This window comes from Nostoc sp. CENA543, from assembly GCF_002896875.1.
Lineage (GTDB): Bacteria > Cyanobacteriota > Cyanobacteriia > Cyanobacteriales > Nostocaceae > Trichormus.
This window is the reverse complement of the sequence record NZ_CP023278.1, coordinates 1932683-1949664: the sequence shown is the minus strand read 5'-3', so window position 1 is coordinate 1949664 and position 16982 is coordinate 1932683. Positions and strand designations below refer to the sequence as shown.

At 40.4% G+C, this 16982-nt stretch carries 12 protein-coding genes; 3 read left to right on the top strand and 9 right to left on the bottom strand.

Features of this window, described 5'->3' with window-relative positions; genetic code table 11:
* Nucleotides 1–32 precede the first annotated feature (32 nt).
* Nucleotides 33–380, top strand: a complete 348-nt coding sequence (locus CLI64_RS08120) for a hypothetical protein (protein WP_103136740.1) — start codon at nt 33–35, stop codon at nt 378–380.
* Between the two features lie 452 nt (nt 381–832).
* Here the strand turns inward: CLI64_RS08120 and CLI64_RS08115 are convergent, their stop codons facing one another.
* The 7 genes from CLI64_RS08115 to hpnH form a co-directional block, all read right to left on the bottom strand.
* Entirely contained in the window at nt 833–1102 is a 270-nt protein-coding gene (locus tag CLI64_RS08115; protein ID WP_103136739.1) for a hypothetical protein, read from the bottom strand.
* A 469-nt stretch (nt 1103–1571) separates the two neighbouring features.
* Nucleotides 1572–4502 carry a response regulator gene (locus CLI64_RS08110; RefSeq protein ID WP_103136738.1) on the bottom strand — a complete coding sequence of 977 codons (2931 nt, stop codon included), beginning with the start codon at nt 4500–4502 and terminating at the stop codon, nt 1572–1574.
* Nucleotides 4503–4694: 192 nt separating this feature from the next.
* Nucleotides 4695–6941, bottom strand: a complete 2247-nt coding sequence (locus CLI64_RS08105; RefSeq protein WP_103136737.1) for a methyl-accepting chemotaxis protein — start codon at nt 6939–6941, stop codon at nt 4695–4697.
* A gap of 58 nt (nt 6942–6999) precedes the next feature.
* Complete coding sequence (locus CLI64_RS08100) at nt 7000–7500, bottom strand: chemotaxis protein CheW (protein ID WP_103136736.1); 501 nt, start codon at nt 7498–7500, stop codon at nt 7000–7002.
* Between the two features lie 4 nt (nt 7501–7504).
* Nucleotides 7505–7882, bottom strand: coding sequence for a PleD family two-component system response regulator (locus CLI64_RS08095; protein WP_103136735.1), 378 nt, complete (start codon nt 7880–7882; stop codon nt 7505–7507).
* A gap of 110 nt (nt 7883–7992) precedes the next feature.
* The gene (locus tag CLI64_RS08090) at nt 7993–9042 is read right to left on the bottom strand and encodes a response regulator (protein WP_103136734.1); all 1050 of its coding nucleotides are present in this window, start codon (nt 9040–9042) and stop codon (nt 7993–7995) included.
* A 754-nt stretch (nt 9043–9796) separates the two neighbouring features.
* On the bottom strand, nt 9797–10813 hold the full coding sequence (gene hpnH, locus CLI64_RS08080) for an adenosyl-hopene transferase HpnH (RefSeq protein WP_103136733.1): 1017 nt from the start codon (nt 10811–10813) through the stop codon (nt 9797–9799).
* A gap of 372 nt (nt 10814–11185) precedes the next feature.
* On the opposite strand from hpnH, the gene CLI64_RS08075 reads away from it, so the two are divergent.
* Entirely contained in the window at nt 11186–12166 is a 981-nt protein-coding gene (locus tag CLI64_RS08075) for an alpha/beta fold hydrolase (RefSeq protein ID WP_103136732.1), read from the top strand.
* Nucleotides 12167–12243: 77 nt separating this feature from the next.
* Here CLI64_RS08075 and hpnA read toward each other — a convergent pair whose 3' ends face one another.
* Nucleotides 12244–13239, bottom strand: coding sequence for a hopanoid-associated sugar epimerase (gene hpnA / locus CLI64_RS08070; RefSeq protein WP_103136731.1), 996 nt, complete (start codon nt 13237–13239; stop codon nt 12244–12246).
* Entirely contained in the window at nt 13239–15938 is a 2700-nt protein-coding gene (locus CLI64_RS08065; protein WP_103136730.1) for an efflux RND transporter permease subunit, read from the bottom strand. Before CLI64_RS08065 ends, hpnA begins: the two co-directional genes overlap by 1 nt.
* 129 nt (nt 15939–16067) lie before the next feature.
* Here CLI64_RS08065 and CLI64_RS08060 point away from each other — a divergent pair, with 129 nt between their 5' ends.
* Nucleotides 16068–16754: a phosphorylase gene (locus CLI64_RS08060; protein ID WP_103136729.1), complete on the top strand. Its 687-nt coding sequence runs from the start codon at nt 16068–16070 to the stop codon at nt 16752–16754.
* Nucleotides 16755–16982 lie beyond the last annotated feature (228 nt).

Sequence of the window (16982 nt, the reverse complement as noted above, 5' to 3'; positions counted from 1 at the left end):
GTCAATATAAAACAATAATTTTTATCAGCACCATGACTAAAGAATCAGAAAATCAAAATCATCAGTCATCAGAAATTAGACAACCTGTTAGTGAAGATTGGCATTCCCGTGAAGAACCAAATGTCAAAGAAAGAAATCTCACAGCTAATCCAGGAGATAGAATTTCTGAAGAACCAGAATCAATTGAAGAGAAAGCCAAGCAAGTCGCTGTGGATGTTCCCGATATCACAGGGGATCAAATTACAGTTCCGACTTATTTTGTAGTCGAATATCCTGATGGTGAAAAAAAAGCACTCCATCATGTTAAAGATGCAGAAGAAATTTCTGATGTGATTCGCCAAGCTAGAGTAGACGAAAATGGTGAGCGGATTTGGTGGTAAGTTGCGGAAATATTTTGATTGAGGATGAAATAAAAATGTAGAGGTAGGACTTTAAGTTTTTTGTAGTTTTGTCCTCTCATACTATTTCTGTGTGAAACTGTGTCAAATCTTCGCTTTTTTAACGCAAAGGTAAGCGGAGGTTAACGCAGAGTTACACAGAGATTTTTTCTGGGTAAGTCGATGTTATGAATCAATCCAAAATCCAAAATTGTATGAGGTTATCAAACAACAGCATAGACTCAACCCGCATTTCTCACAAACAGTAGGGGCGGGTTCACAGATATACTCGGATCATTACGAAGATTTCACTCAATCCGCCCCTACGAACTCTGGATTTAGGTTTCCAGGCTCAAGCCTTCTTGGAGATTAACCCAACAAGGTTTTACAAATGCTGGGTAAGTCTCTGTGAAGGCTATACAGTTTTTATTTTTACGCTTAATCAAATTTCTTGACTATAAACTAGATACATCATCTACTGAGGTAATCCCTAGTTGTTTTTTTGCAGCTTTTAACTGTTTCCAAAGAACCTTAATTTCCTGGTAAGCTTCTTGGGGCGATAATTTACCATTAGTTTGTAAATTGCTGATGTAACTTACCCTTTGAGCAAATTCCTGAAGATTGGCATTGAAAACTAAATACTCTGGCTTAAATTGACCGTAATAACGACTGCGGGGATATAAGAAACTTGAGAGGTTAGCGGTAAAATCAGATTGCTCTGCCATTTTTATTTATACCTGTTGAGTTTAAAAATGATTAGCAGATGAATGATTTTATTCATCTGTAATTGTTGATATAACAAGGCGTAAGATATTTGATAAGTGTACAGCCAAAAATCTGAGACTGGGAAGGTCTCTAAAATTATCGTCAACTGGGTTGATATAAAAAATAGACTAACAAAATTATTCAATATTTAGCAATATATATACATTTTGCAACTAAATATTGATTTAGGTATAGTGACATGAAAAGGGACAAAAAATAGACCATTGTTTCTTCATAAAATTCATTAATTTTTTCTCAGCACAAATTTCCCCCAAGAAAGATGCTAAGTATCTTGATATAGGAATCCGACTTGATTATTGAAATTATTTGCGTAGGTAGGGAACAGGGAACGGAAAAAGAAGTAACAGAGGTGTACTGAGTTTTTTTCAGGAATCAAATATAGTCCTATATTTGCTGAGGGGGTTAATTTTAATGAGACTTAGCAGTTGTTGGGACGTTACTAATAATTTCCTCTAAGGTGCGGAGTAGTTCTTGCTCGTTATAAGGTTTGGAAAAATAAGCACGCGCTCCTAGTTGCATGGCCATTTGCTTATGCTTATTGCTACTCCTAGATGTCAGCATAACCACGGGTATATTCTTAGTTGTGCTATTGGAATTTACTTTATCTAGGAAGCCGTAACCATCAAGACGAGGCATTTCAATATCACAAATTATACCTTCTACCTGTAAGCCATTACTTAACTTTTCCCAAGCGTCTTGACCGTCTTTGGCCTGTTCTACTTGATACCCACCTTTTTCTAGAGTGAGAGCTAAGAAACGCCGTACATTCATTGAGTCATCAATGATTAAAATTGTCCCTTTCGATTCTCTATCGGGTGCTGGTGGTTGACTGCTATGGAAAAATAGGAACGGTGTTTTTAATCTTGTTGATGGTAATGAATGGTTTCTGGAGGTAGATTGATGATTAGCAATCCAATATAACAATTCGTTGGTATTGACTAAAGATACTACCCGCCCATCTCCTAAAATGGTGCAGTTACTAAAACCTGGGGGTAGGGGAATATTACCTTCGACTTGGCGAATGGCTACTTCTTGCTCACCCCAGCATCGGTCTACTTGAATGGCGACTGGTTGATTTCCAGGGATAATCAATACGCTAGTAGCATTGATGGCGGGGGGAGTTTCTAGTTCTGGGCTATCGTAGCGCGGACAGTTAAACTGTAGGTAATTACCGAGACGAATTAATGGTAGTGTAGCACCTTGCCAGTTAATCACTTCACTACCAGAAGTAGAGATAATGTGTTCCGGTTGGAGTAAAAATAGTTCTGCGACGACATCCGTGGGGAAGGCTAACAGCATCTTGTTGCTTTCTACTAACAAGACTCGCGCCATAGATAAAGTAAACGGTACGGATAGGGTAAAGGTCGTTCCCACACCTGGTTTAGTATCAACTTTAATGTCGCCACGCACGAGTTTCAGGTTATTACGCACGACATCCATCCCCACACCACGGCCAGATAAGGCGGTGACTTGCTCGGAGGTGCTGAACCCTGGTTCAAAGATGAGTGATAATAGTTCCTCGTCGGTGGCTTGAGTGAGTAAGGCTTCGTCTATCCCCATAGTCATTGCACGGGAGCGAATTTTGTCTATGGGAATACCCCGACCATCATCACGCATAGTAATGAGGGTACGATTATTTTGGTGAGTGGCAATAATTTCAATTAAACCTTGTTCTGGTTTACCGAGGGAGCGACGGGTGGCTGGTTCTTCGATACCATGATCGAAGGCGTTTCGCAATAGGTGCATGAGTGGGTCATTTAATGCTTCTAAGATGCTGCGTTCGATGAGAGTATCGCCACCTTTGACTTGTAACTGGACATTTTTGCCGTATTCGACATTTAAATCGCGGATAGCTCTGGGAAAACGCTCGACTAAATCCGAAATGGGACGCATTCGGATATGGTTGAGTTTAGTTTGGAGTTGTTTGGATGTTTTATTGAGTTTGCGTGCAATCTGGTCGGTGTCGTCTACACTCAGTTGTATGTCAGTGGAGACTTCTTGGACTTGGACAATGGTTTCCATCACAGATTGCGATCGCAAGTGTAACTCAGAATGGGGGTGTTCTCCATTTTGGGTTGAGGACTGGCTTGCCGAGATAAAATTCCTTGCAGACATTTGCTGATAGGCTGTCCGCAATTCTTGGTTTTCTCGCTCTAATGTCCGCACACGCTGATTTAAATTCCGCACTAATTTGCGTAGTCTTTCTAATTGTGAATTCACGCCATTGCGCTGCACAATTAATTCGCCAAATAAATCGTTAATTTGCTCTAATTGTTTGGTAGGAATTCTCACGGAATTTTCTTGTTGATATTCCCTATCTTTATTCACAATTGCAGGCTCATTCTTTGCCTCTATGCTAGAAGTTTCTGGTGTGGTTTCTTCGGCGAATAAAGTATTAATACTAGCAAAATCAACGGCGGCTAATTCATGATTGATATGGTCATTTTGGTAAACTAAATCGGCTGTAACTAACTCTGTATCCGGGTCATCAAAATTAGGTAATTCGACAGGCTCAGAAGAGATGACAGGCTGAATTTCCGGTGCTTGAGAGAGAGTCGCTAAATCATCGAGAGCCAGTGTATTTGGTAAATTATCCCGTTGATTAGTTAATACTAAAGCTTGCGATCGCCGCCATGATTTTAATGCTAAATTGGCAATTTGGGGAATGCGATCGCCTGCTGCATTTTCTATATGCAATCTAATCGATTCACATAGTTGAGTAAAAGCCGTCAGTTGCAACATTTCCCCTAAACCGCCCAATTCCGCCGCCAGAGTAGCAACTTCTGTTTGTAAATCTAGTTCGTCTGGTGCTGCTAACAAAGATTCTAAACGCTCTAAACATTCATTTACTTCTGTTTCAAACAGCAAGGGAACAATATCTTGCCCCTCATCTGTAGATAAAATAGTCGCTGCATCTTCTGGAGTGGGATCGCCGAGACGACTATGTAATTCATCAAAAACCGGATAACAAAAAGTTGCTAACCATTGCTCTTCAATGGCGTTTCCTTCTCCTAGTAAAGTCACAATTTGCCGCAACCAATCCACAGCAGCGAGCAGAGAATTTTGCAATTGCGTATCAATTACTAAAGATTTTTTACTAGTTTTTAAAACCTTAAAAGAGTCTTCTAAACGATGGGCTAAATCACTCAAAGTTTTAAAACCCATCATAGCTGCCCCCCCTTTAATCGAGTGAGCTGCCCTCAAAGCACCATTAATTTTCTCAGCATCAATGCGGTGACTAGTATCAATTTCTAATAACACCCCTTCCAGGGTATTAATATAATCTGTGGCTTCTTCCAGAAATTGCATCTGGATTTCTAATTCTTTATTTTTGGACATAGTAGTTAGTTAATAGTCATTAGTCATTAGTCATTAGTCATTAGTCATTAGTCAACAGTCATTAGTCATTAGTCATTAGAATAAAATCTACCTTGTCTACCTTGTCTACCTTGTCTACCTTGTCTACCTTGTCTCCCACTCCTCACTCCTCACTCAGCACTCACCACTCACCACTCACCACTCAGCACTCCCCTAACTCACCTTAAACGTCCCCACAGTTTCCTGTAACTGATGGGAAATTGTTACAGTTTGTTGCAGAGATTGGGCGACTAGGTGGGAGGAGTCACTGGTGCGTTTTGACAACTTGGCGATGTCTTGCATGAGTTTGTTGACGGTTTGTGAGGTTTCTACTTGGGAAACTGTGGCGGAGGAAATTGACTGAATTAGTGAGTCGATTTGCTGTGATACTTCTAAAATCTGACTGAGGCTTTGCTTGGCTTCTTCAACGATTTGCGTACCTGCCACTACTTGGGTAGTACCAATTTCAATGGATTGTACTACTTCGCTGGTTTCTCTTTGAATGTTTTCTACTATATATTCAATTTCTTGGGTAGCTGATGCACTTCTGGCGGCTAATTCGCCGATTTCTTCGGCAACTACGGCAAAACCTTGTCCTTCTTCTCCGGCGCGTGCGGCTTCAATACTGGCGTTAATGGCTAGGAGGTTGGTTTGGGTGGCAATTTGGTTAATGATGGAGACTACGCGGGAAATCTGTTGTGAAGCTTCCCCTAAGCGTCGGACTTTTCTGGAGGTTTCACCGACGGTTTCTCGTAAAGATAGAATATTCTGCACGGTTAAATCCATTGCTTGCCCGCTTTTCATGGCGGTGTTGGCTGCATGGGTGGCGACAACGGCGGCTTGCTGCGCGCTATTGGCTACAGCCTGCATGGAATGAGTCATGTTATCTACTGCATCTAGAGTGCGGTTGATTTCCGCCGCTTGGATGAGAGATGCTTCTGCAAGTTGGCGAATTGCGCCTTCATTAGAACCAATGGCTGTATTTAATTGATTTGCAGCTTGCTTGACTTGGGTAACGATATCGCGGAGACTTTCGACAATGGAGTTGAAAAAGTCGGCGACAGTACCGATTTCTCCGGTTGTTACGTCGGCGCGGACTGTTAAATCACCTCTAGCTGCGCCTTCGACGTTACTGAGGAGTTCTAACAGTTGCATTTGTAGTGCTGCTTGTCCTTCGCTGCTCAAGTCGTGGGTGATAATAGTTCTTTGTTTGGCTAAAATCTGCAAATGTGTGCCGACTTGGTTGATGTTAGCCGCTAAAACTCCTAATTCATCTGTGGTTTTGACTTCTACGCGGGTGTCAAATTCCCCGCCACTGAGCTTAGTTAAGGCGGCGTTAGCTGTATTAAGATGTTCTAAACTACGTTTGGCTAACCAAGCTGCGATCGCACCTACTACAGCATCGGTAATTACTGCACCAATTACTATAATCCAGAGTAATTGTCTTTGGGGTTGCCACACAACTGTGGCATCTGTAGTTAATAAAACTTGCCAATTTAGGTTAGGTAAACCTTCTAGTAATGGTGATGGGACAAAACTATAAAGTTTACCATTGTTAATCAGACTATCAGCTTTTTGACGAGTTAAAAGTGAGGCTAATTCAGGCTTGGCAGTTTTGGCTGAGTTGCCTAATAATTTTTGATCTGTACTCAGAAAAACTTTGCCTGATGAGTCTAGTAAACTGTAGGTGTAACCATTAGCGACATAATTTTTCATCGCCGTTTCGAGAGATTTGATAGGCAAACGCGCTCTCACCACAGCAATAGTTTCATCGGTGACTGCATCTTTTACTGGTGCAGCTAGGTAAAGATTTTTTGTGTCTGGTTGACTAATAACAGGTGTATTTTTTTGGATTGTTGTTTGAAAATAAGTCTGATATTTTTCTGTATCTAATGGTTCGCCGGTAGACTGAACAATGACTCTACCTTCTGTATCAAATACAGCAATGCTGTCATAGTTAGGATTAACTTGGAGAATTTGATTGAGGAGTGCTTGCTTTTGGGCATCCGTGGTAACGTTTCTTACTTGAACATTCGTTAAGAAGGGTAAATTGGCTAGAGTTTGAATATCTTGATAACGTTCTAGAATGTATCGATTAACTGTGTTGGCTACAGATGCGGCCTCGTCTTGTTGCGTCTTGGTGACTTGCTGCGTGATAGATTTATTGAGCAAATTATAGGCGATCGCACCGATAGTAACTATAGGTATTGTGCCGATAGCGATCGCTAAAATTACAGCTTTGGTTTTTAAACTCAATCGCTGCACATAATTCACTAAATTATTGACAACATTACGACTATTTTTCTGATTCTGAGACACACTAGGTAGTTTAACTATACTAGTTGTATTTTGGGGATTCACAATAAATGATTGTTCATTTTCTGAATCTCCACTCTCAGCCATGTTAGTTTTATGAAACATAACGTAATTTTCCTAAATAAGTACAGAGAACACAAAACAATTTTTCTAATTGCAGTCACTAATTACTATATAGAACTGATGATTTTATAATCGCTTTTGCATCTAACACTAAAAACACTTCTTCTGGTTGGGCAATACAACCTTGCAAATATGGTACTAAACTAGATGCCACTTGTCCTATAGGAGAACGAATTTCATCAGGCATAAATTTAGCTATACCTTTGATTTCCTGCACTACTAACCCTAAAATTAGGGATTCCACTTTAATCACAATAATATTGTATTGCCGCCATCTATTGTCTAAGGATTCTAAATTTAGCATTCTTGGTAAATCAATCGTCCATATAATGCGGCTACGCCAATTCATTAAACCTAAAATACAGGCAGGCATATTAGGCATAGGAGTAATCGCATCCACAGGTAAAACCACTGCCTCTTGTGTGAAATTCATGGATAAAATAGCAGCAGATTGTTGATTTAGCTGAAACTTGAGATAAGTATCTCCGACTTTATTTTGATGATTATTTATGGTCAAAATAGATTTATGATTATTATTCATTTATTTAATTCACAACTGATTTAATAGTACGCAGCAGATGTTCACGAGTATATGGTTTAGTTATATAGGCATTAGCACCTTGTCTCATCGCCCATAAACGATCAATTGGTTGATTTTTAGAACTGCAAATAATTATAGGCACTTTCGCTGTTACAGGATTTTTCTTTAAAGAGCGACATAATTCAAAACCACTCATTTCGGGCATAACTACATCACTAACAATGACATCTGGCTGATATAATGAAGCCTTTTCTATAGCCTCTTTTGCACTAGCAGATTTAATCACGTTATAACCACTCTCTTGAAGATAATGGCTCATCAGTTCTAATTCACTAGGCGAATCTTCCACAATTAAAATTGTCCCTACTAAAGTCAAGTTCACAGTTATGTCTCCCGTTTAGTCAATAGTCAATAGTCAATAGTCAATAGTCAATAGTCATTACTCATTACTCATTACTCATTACTCATTACTTCTCTCCCTCATCTCAAAACCTACCCCAAATGCTTAAATACCATTTTTAATAAATCTGACTGATTAAATGGCTTGGTTAAATAACCTGAAGCTCTCACCATTTTGGCTTTTGCTCTGTCAATAAATCCTGTTCTTCCTGTCACCATAATAATTGGCGTATTTTTGAAAGCTGAATGTCTCCGCAGTAAAGAACATAATTCATAACCATCTAAATTAGGCATTTCTACATCTAAAAGAATTAAGTCTGGTTTACTACGAAGAATTTGCATTAAAGCTTTAACAGGATCATTAATAGTAACAACTGCAAAAACATTTTCATCTAAAAAACTTTTGATAGAATTCAAGACTGTTTGACTATCATCTATACAAGCAATAGTATATAAACTTCTTCTGACTAATCGAGGACTCTGCACTGGTTCTACAATATTTCCTTGCGTCAAAGGTTGCTGATTCTCTGGTTGTGGTTGAGCCTTTGGTGGATTATTGGGAGTGGCAATAGAAGGACTACCTGCACTATTGGGTGTAGATGGAATGCGTTGACGGGTGCGTAACTGTTTTTGACAATGTTCAACTAATAACCGTAAATCTAGATAACAAAACTTTGGTAATTCTTCCCAAGCTTGTTCAGGATAAAATTCATAGCTGCCTTCTTTTAATCCTAGAAATGATTCCAGCACTTCTTTTGCTAATTCTTCTATCAAGATGGCTGCTTGTTTAGCGGTAATATAATTTTGATTTACTAACCAACAAATCGCTTGGTAATCAGCATAGTCCAAAGATTGACTTTCATCTTGGGGTTCAAACATCAAGCGCATCTGCACTCGCGTCGCACTGTTAAGATTAGGAACTCGTTGGCTCAATCTCCGCAAATGACTATCTAGACGCTCAAATAGTTTATCTGAGTATGAAGCATAAGTGAGTTTACCTTGCTCTAGATTAATTGTCCAAAAAGCTGTTTCAGAAAATATACGTAAGCATCCAGTAGCATGGCGACTGGTTAGCTGTGCTAATAAAGATATAGGATGTAGCTTCTGGATTAATCTGTAGTTACTTATAGGAGTTGTGTTCATTTTGCCTTGATCTTAGCTAAATGTGTTTAGCAGTTTTACCACAATTCCTAGCAAGGATCATTTAATAGTTGTTTGTAATTTTAAATACAAATTTTTGAACCCAAGATTTGTGGCTAAACTTGATGAAAACCATGTGTAAGCTATTGTGAATGCAGCCAATTGTACAGAAATTAATAGTCAATGAGTCAAATTCAGTCAAAAAAAGTAAAGCTTCCCAAGAGCTATATACTTCATGAGTAACTTTTAATTCATAACCACTGAAATAATAATGCAAAATTAACAGAATTTAACTTACTGTATATCAGTATTAATACTTAAAATTTTTATAATTACTTCATTTCAGGCTAATTCTGAAAATTGCTTCCGTAAAAATACGGGATTTTGCCAGAATTATTGCCCAAGATTATAGTTGCTTCTTGAACATGAGTCTCCAACGGAGGCAAACTTGCGGGAAGGGCGAAAGCAACAAAGTGAAACTAGGGAGATCAGAAGTTTTAACCTAGAGTTACGAGGCAATTCCTAGACGAAAAACCGAAATAATACTTACGTTAAAATAAGGTTATCGATTCTTTAACTGCTGCGATCGCCCTGCAACGTTCTCTAACATTAGTCAGTCGCAACGAAAATGTTTTTGCCGCAACAGGGGTTGTAATCTTTAATCCTTGGTCTATTTGACAGATTGCTGTTATTCAGATACCCGACTGTTTGAAAAAGTCGGGTATCTATGACCTCTCAGAATTTGTTTAACAAATTACTACTTCCCAAATACTGTCCCTAGAGAACGGGCGATGTTTTGTGGCTGCATAGCATCCATTGCGGCTGTTGGTTCATAGCCACAGTGAACCATACAATCAGCACATTTAGGATTACCACTGGCGCGGCCATATTTACTCCAGTCGGTTGATTCGAGTAATTCTTTGAAGGTGCTGTAATATCCTTCATTTAATAAATAACAAGGCTTTTGCCAACCTAAAACGCTGTAACTAGGACTTCCCCAAGGTGTGCATTCGTAATCTTTTTCACCGATGAGAAAATCTAGGAATAGGGGGTTGTGGTTGAAATTCCAGTTTTTCTGACCAGATTTATAAGGCGCGAGAATTTCTCTAAATAAGGCGCGGGTTTGTTCGCGTTTGAGGAAATGGTCTTGATCTGGGGCCCATTCGTAGCTGTAACCAGGAGAAATCATCATCCCATCAGTATTGAGGGTTTCTAGGAAATCAAAAAACTCCTGCATTTGTTTGGGGTCACAACCTTCAAAAATTGTGGTGTTGGTGGTGACGCGAAATCCTCTGGCTTTAGCGGCTTTGATGGCTTTAACGGCAATATCAAATACGCCTTTACGGTCTACACATTGATCATGCCATTCTCTCAATCCATCTAAATGGACGCTGAAAGTTAAATATTGAGAAGGCTGAAACTTATCGAGGCTTTTTTCTAATAACAAGCCGTTGGTACATAAATAAACATACTTTTTGCGTTCTACTAAACCCTTGACAATTTCGTCAATTTGTGGGTGTAGCAGGGGTTCGCCACCAGGGATAGATACTACTGGTGCGCCGCATTCTTCCACGGCAGCAAAGCACTGTTCTGGAGTCAAGTTTTGCTTGAGTATTTCTGTAGGATGTTGAATTTTACCGCAACCAGAACACGCCAAATTACAGCGAAACAGTGGTTCTAGCATTAATACCAAAGGAAACTTTTTCCGTCCTAGAAGGCGTTGAGTTACTAGATACTTACCAATGTCTATAGCTTGTTGTAGATTAATCGCCATTTTTGTTATTCACTCCTCTCTATATAGATCAAAGCACTATTAGGAACATAAAAAATTTGCTGTAGGCAGAAATCATCAAATATTTAAAAGTCCTAATTCTTTAACGGCTTTGTCAGGATTGTAATACATTGTCTGCTATGACATTCGCACGCCATCTGCGGGAACAGAGAAAGTTTTGCCCAAGGACTTGCAGAAAATAAATTATTTCGATGAGTGATTTTTTGATTCTGCCCCCAGTCTATCTATGACTCAACTGTTTCGTAACAAAGAGACAAAACACTTAAGATGAGGCTGACTAACTTGTAATGTAGTTTATATAAAGCTGAATTAAACACTTTTGGTCATAAATTCAGGATATATTAAGGAATTATGATGTCATTCCCTATTGGAACTATCGTAATATTAGCTACAACGTTGTATCAGGCGATCGCTTGCTCAATAGAAAATCGACAACCGCCGCCAGGACAATTAATTGATGTGGGTGGATATCGCTTACACTACTACACTGCGGGCAAGTCTAGCCCCACCGTGGTCTTAGAACATAGTTTAGGCGGAATTGAAGGTTATTTGCTTGTGCAAGAAATAGCCAAGCTATCACGAGTTTTTATATATGATCGTGCTGGGTATGGTTGGAGTGATCATAGTCCGCATCCACGCACCAGTCGGCAAATTGTTACAGAATTAGATTCTCTTCTCACACAAGCAGGAATTGAGCCACCTTATATTCTTGTAGGTAATTCCTTTGGTAGTTATAACGTCCGGTTATATGCCCATTATTTTCCCGAAAAAGTAATCGGGATCGTACTTACTGATGGACTCCATGAAACAGGAATGCTAAAAATGTCCATCTATTTACAAGCTTTGAAACTATTTTTTGTTTCTGGTTTCTTTATGTCAATTTTAGGTTCAATATTGGGCATTATCAGATTACTCAAATTGATTGGTACTTTTGAGATTATTAAGCCAGAATTAACTAAATTTCCTCAAGCAGATCTAAACCCAATTAAGCGTTCTTTCTGCCGCCCTAAACACTGGATTACCATGAGTCGAGAACTCTTAAGTCTGGATAATAGCAGTCGCCAACTTCAGTTAACTACTCAGTTAAAAGCCTTACCTATAGTTAGTATTCAAGCCTATACTTTTTTTCAAACCTCCCTTTGGACTCTGCTTTTACCGATAAAATCAGCTAATCAGTTACGAGAACAAATGCACAAGAGAATAAACAATTTATCCACAGATTTTATACAAATTGATGCTCATAAAAGTAGTCATTTTGTTTGGATTGATCAGCCTGAGTTAATCTTAAATGCTATTAGGATTATTTTAGAAAAGGTTAATTCTAGTAATTCGTAATGGGCTGCGAGCCACTACAATAACGGAATGGACAAGCGTGGATTGCTTCACAAGAGATAGGAAGAGCGATCGCTAAATTATGGTACCAAAATTTTGACGTAGCCACTGGCTATAAACCAATCTACAGCGTCTTTGAGGGCGATATTGATGGGGGATTGGGGTAATCCTAATTCTCTAACGGCTTTGTCAGGATTGTAATACATTGTCTGCTGTGACATTCGCACACCATCTAGGGGAACGGAGGGGGTTTTGCCCAGAGGTGCAAGGATTTTTTCGTCAACCCAAGCGACGGTTAGAGGTAGCCAGTTGGGGACTGTGTGTTGGGGTGCGGGAATGTTTGTGATGTCTGCGAGTTGTTCTAGTAGTTGCTTGAGGGTGAGGTTTTGATGGCCTAGAATATAGCGATCGCCTTTTCTCCCCTTTTGCAATGCTAATAAATGTCCCCAGGCGACATCGCGCACATCAATAAAGTTGAGTCCTGTGTTGACGTAGGCTGGCATTTGTCGCCGCAAAAACCGCAAGATAATTTCACCTGTGGGTGTGGGTTTGATATCTAATGCTCCAATGGGGCTGCTAGGGTTGACAATGACGACATCTTGACCATTAGCTACGGCTTTGACGGCGACTTGTTCAGCAAGGTATTTGGATTTTTTGTAATCTCCTACCAATTTTTCTACGGGGCTTTGGTGGGTTTCATCAACAATTTCACCGGCTGCACCCACACCAATGGCGGCGACAGAACTTGTATATACAGTGCGTTCAATGCCTGCTTTTTGGGCAGCATTTAACACATTGGCTGTTCCCTCGACGTTGTCACGGTAGAGTAAATCCCGGTCTTTTTGCCACAGGGAATAATGGGCGGCGACGTGAAAGAGATACTTGCAACCAAGCATCTGTTGCCATAATTCTGGATGATTAAGATCACCCTTGACAATTTCCACGTCTAACCCTTGCAGATTGCCCAAGTTACTATTCGGGCGTACCAGTGCTGTGACTTGGTATCCCTGCTGTAACAATAGGCGCACCACATGAGAGCCAATAAAACCAGTTCCCCCTGTGACAAATACTTGCATTAGTCTTTCACCTGCTGAAATCGAGGAAACCAATCGTCTAAGACGGCGTAGATTACGGGGACGACAATCAAGCTGAGAATGGTAGATGTGACCAAACCACCAGCAATGGCTACAGCCATAGGCGATCGCAATTCTGAACCAGCACCAAAGCCCAAGGCAATGGGTAGCATCCCGACAATAGTAGAAACAGTGGTAATCATAATCGGTCTCAGTCTGATTGGCCCTGCTTTCAAAATGGCTTCTGTACGTGCTAAACCGGCTTGGCGTAGCTGATTAATGAAATCTACTAACAAAATGGCGTTTTTGTTCGCCTGTCCTAGCAAGAAGACGAAACCAATTAGGGAAATCATCCCGAAGTCACTCTTGGTAAACAGTAATGCTAGCATCGCTCCCACCACAGCTAAAGGTAGAGAAACGCCGATGACTACAGGATCTATCCAGCTTTTGAACAGTAAAATCAACACAACGATGATACACAAGGTCGATAAAATCAAAGTCGTGGCAAAACTACCAAAAACTTCATTTTGACGGGCAGAATCTCCCCCTAAGTCGGGAGTGACATCATTTGGTAACACTGTTTTGGCTTCCGCCAGAATTTTATCTGTTGCATCACCCAAACTTAAATCCTGACCTAAGTTGGCACTAATATAGGCTACCCGTTGGCTGTTCAAGCGTTCAATGTTGAACACTTGTCCTGCATCATTGGTTTCGCCTGTCACTGTAACATCTGCAAATCCGGGGAGTTTGGTAATTCGGTCTTTCAACTTTTTCGCTGCTTGGTTCAAAGTCTGGAGATCATTACCGCGCAGTGCTAACTGTAAGGGTTTTTGTCCGCCGGTATCTACAAATTGAATATCCTCGACGCTGGTAGTTACGCCAGGAAGTTTAGGCAGATTTTGCCGTAATTCGTCTTGTAGTTCTGCGGTTTTTATTTTGCGGTCTTCTTTGAGTTTGACATAGAGTGTTCCCTTATTGGGTTCGCCCTCCCGTGAACCGACGGTAGTAAATACTGTCTCCACATCTGGGTATTTTCTCACCACTGCTTCTAGTTTCTTCGCTACTTCTAGAGAGTCGTTGAGGGGGTTGGGTATGGGGATTGGGGATTGGGGATTGGGTGAAACTGCGCCTCTGCTTTGTTGCTGTGCTAACTGCTGCAAAGCTGCTAAATCAGGGATTTTCGGCAGGGGTGCGGTGTAGGTAATATTAAATTCACCGCGATCTAATTTGGGGATAAATCCTTTAGGAATGAAAGGAACGATCGCCATTCCGCCAGCAAAACTGAGTACGGCTAAACCGATAACTATGGTGCGATGGTTTAACGACCAAGCTAGTAAATTGCGATAAGCTTCGGTAAAATATACCCCAATGTCGATTTCTCTACGTCGAGAAGCTGTTTTTGGTGGTTTTAGCCAGTAAATAGATAAAACTGGTGATAAAGTCCGTGCTACTAAGGTAGAAGCAATGTAAGCGGCGGACACTGTAATCCCGAAGGGCTTGAAAAATTGTCCCACTACTCCACCCATTAAACCAATAGGAAGGAAAACTGCGATCGCAGTGGCGGTAGTGGCGACGACTGTTAACCCGATTTCGTCTGTGGCTGAGTGTGCGGCTTGGCGGGGAGTTTCACCTTCTTGGATGTGACGGAGGATGTTTTCTACATCGATGATGGCATCATCTACAACGCTACCGATAATTAACGCTAAAGCTAACAGCGTAATTGTCTCTAAGTTAAAGCCAAATATCGCCATAACAATCATCGTCGCCAGTAATGACGTAGGAATTGCCAAAGCAGAAATCAAGGTGGCGCGCCAATTCCATAAAAATGGGAAAATGACGACGATCGCTAACACAATCGCTTCTATTAACGCATCTATAGTTGACTGGGTAGCATGGCGGATATATTCCGCTTGGGTAGACGCTAGGGTGAATTTAATATCTTTAAAGTCTGTGCGGAGTTTTTGAACTTCCTTTTCAACTCGACTGACTACTTCTAAAGTGTTAGCATCGCCACGCTTGATGACTTGAAATGCTAATGCTTCTTGACCATTAAATCTGACTAAAGTCGCTCCCCCTTGGGGTAAAGCCGCCGTGTTATTGGTGGGGTTGGGAGGGGACGCTGTGTTAGGAACACCCAACAGTGAGACTTTTAAAACTCCTGGTAATTTAGCGATCACTGGGATAATTTTATCGTTTGCCAGTTTCGTTAAATCATTGAGGTTTTTTGTGGAGCTTTCCAGAGCATAACTCACAGCAGCCGATTCATTTAAATTCAGGGGAATAATTTTATAATTCGCTTCCTGGGGTAAAGTCAGCTGCTTGAGTGCAGTTTCGACATTGCGAGTAGATGTTTCTAGATTCGTTCCTACAGCAAAAGATAAACTGACAGCCGCTTGTCCTGGATAACTAGATGAGCGAATATCCTCTAATCCTTCTGCTTTTAGAGAACTCAGCTTTTCTTCTATGGGGATGGCCAGCTTTTTTTCAGTATCAATAGCCGTTTGCAGGGGAGCAGTAGCATTTACTACTACTACTGGGAATGTAATATCTGGAAATAAAGCATACTTGAGAGAACTGAACGCCAGAAACCCAGCTACAGCCACCGCTATCCAGAAACTTACCGTTAGCCATGAATACTCAATGGCTAATCGCGAAATATTAAAACGCTCTCGTGCAGATTTTGAGCCATTAAGCTTTGCCATCTTGGGAAATCATCACGCGGAAGACATAATTATTTGCCATGCTACTACAATAATTGGTTGTTGTTCGTGAGATATTTTTAGGGGTGTAGGGGTTTGGGGGTGTAGGGGTGTAGGGGTGAAAGAAAAACAATGCTAACGGTTTTAGTTCCGCAGGGTGCAGAATATGGGGCGGTTTGTCGCGGTTTAAAGCGCGTGACTGGTGATCAGCCAATTGTTAAATTTATACCAGTAGGTGTTCAGGCTGTCGGAGAATATTTACAACAATGGTCACAAACCAAAGACTTTGAAAATCAAGTCAAAGCCGGAATATTAGTTGTCGGTTTATGTGGTAGTTTAACTCAACAGTACAAAGTCGGGGATGTTGTGCTGTATCAAAATTGTCTTTATCAACAACAAACACTGGAATGTAGTCATATAGTTAATTTACATATCCAGTCAATAGTCAATAGTCAACAGTCAATAGTCAATATAGTTAAATCATTAACAAGCGATCGCGTGATTTGTTCTGCTACCGAAAAACGCTATCTTGGGGAAACAATGGGGGTTGATGTGGTGGATATGGAAGGCTTCGCTGTTCTGGATTTTTTTCATCACATTGGTGTAGAAGTGGCAATCTTAAGAGTAGTGAGCGATGATTGCAATTATGATATCCCCGACATCTCAACAGCAATCAATTCTGATGGTTCTTTAAATCCTTTATCTCTAGCATGGAAATTTATTCGTCAACCCATAGCAGCAAATCGCCTCATTCGAGGTTCTTTGCAAGGATTAAAGGTGCTGGAACAAACCATGCAATTACTGTTTTCTCCCAAATAATTCAACACCTCTTGTTTCTTGCTTTCCTGTTACCCATTCCTCATTCCCCATGAAATTTGGTAATTGCTAAATTTCAGAATGTTTTCACGCAATTTTAGAAGCAATTTTTGATCTCTCCAGAAATATAACTGGTAAGTATCAACCTAAAATTTTCCGAATCTTTGAGCAGTGCCATACCGCAAGGGGGAAAATTATGACTGACAGGAAATGTCCTTTGCACAAACTTTT

Excerpts from the sequence above, each read along its gene's own strand:
- CLI64_RS08120 (WP_103136740.1), top strand. The coding sequence starts at position 33 with ATGACTAAAGAATCAGAAAATCAAAATCATCAGTCATCAGAAATTAGA.
- CLI64_RS08115 (WP_103136739.1), bottom strand. The coding sequence starts at position 1,102 with ATGGCAGAGCAATCTGATTTTACCGCTAACCTCTCAAGTTTCTTATAT.
- CLI64_RS08110 (WP_103136738.1), bottom strand. The coding sequence starts at position 4,502 with ATGTCCAAAAATAAAGAATTAGAAATCCAGATGCAATTTCTGGAAGAA.
- CLI64_RS08105 (WP_103136737.1), bottom strand. The coding sequence starts at position 6,941 with ATGTTTCATAAAACTAACATGGCTGAGAGTGGAGATTCAGAAAATGAA.
- CLI64_RS08100 (WP_103136736.1), bottom strand. The coding sequence starts at position 7,500 with ATGAATAATAATCATAAATCTATTTTGACCATAAATAATCATCAAAAT.
- CLI64_RS08090 (WP_103136734.1), bottom strand. The coding sequence starts at position 9,042 with ATGAACACAACTCCTATAAGTAACTACAGATTAATCCAGAAGCTACAT.
- hpnH (WP_103136733.1), bottom strand. The coding sequence starts at position 10,813 with ATGGCGATTAATCTACAACAAGCTATAGACATTGGTAAGTATCTAGTA.
- CLI64_RS08075 (WP_103136732.1), top strand. The coding sequence starts at position 11,186 with ATGTCATTCCCTATTGGAACTATCGTAATATTAGCTACAACGTTGTAT.
- hpnA (WP_103136731.1), bottom strand. The coding sequence starts at position 13,239 with ATGCAAGTATTTGTCACAGGGGGAACTGGTTTTATTGGCTCTCATGTG.
- CLI64_RS08065 (WP_103136730.1), bottom strand. The coding sequence starts at position 15,938 with ATGGCAAAGCTTAATGGCTCAAAATCTGCACGAGAGCGTTTTAATATT.
- CLI64_RS08060 (WP_103136729.1), top strand. The coding sequence starts at position 16,068 with ATGCTAACGGTTTTAGTTCCGCAGGGTGCAGAATATGGGGCGGTTTGT.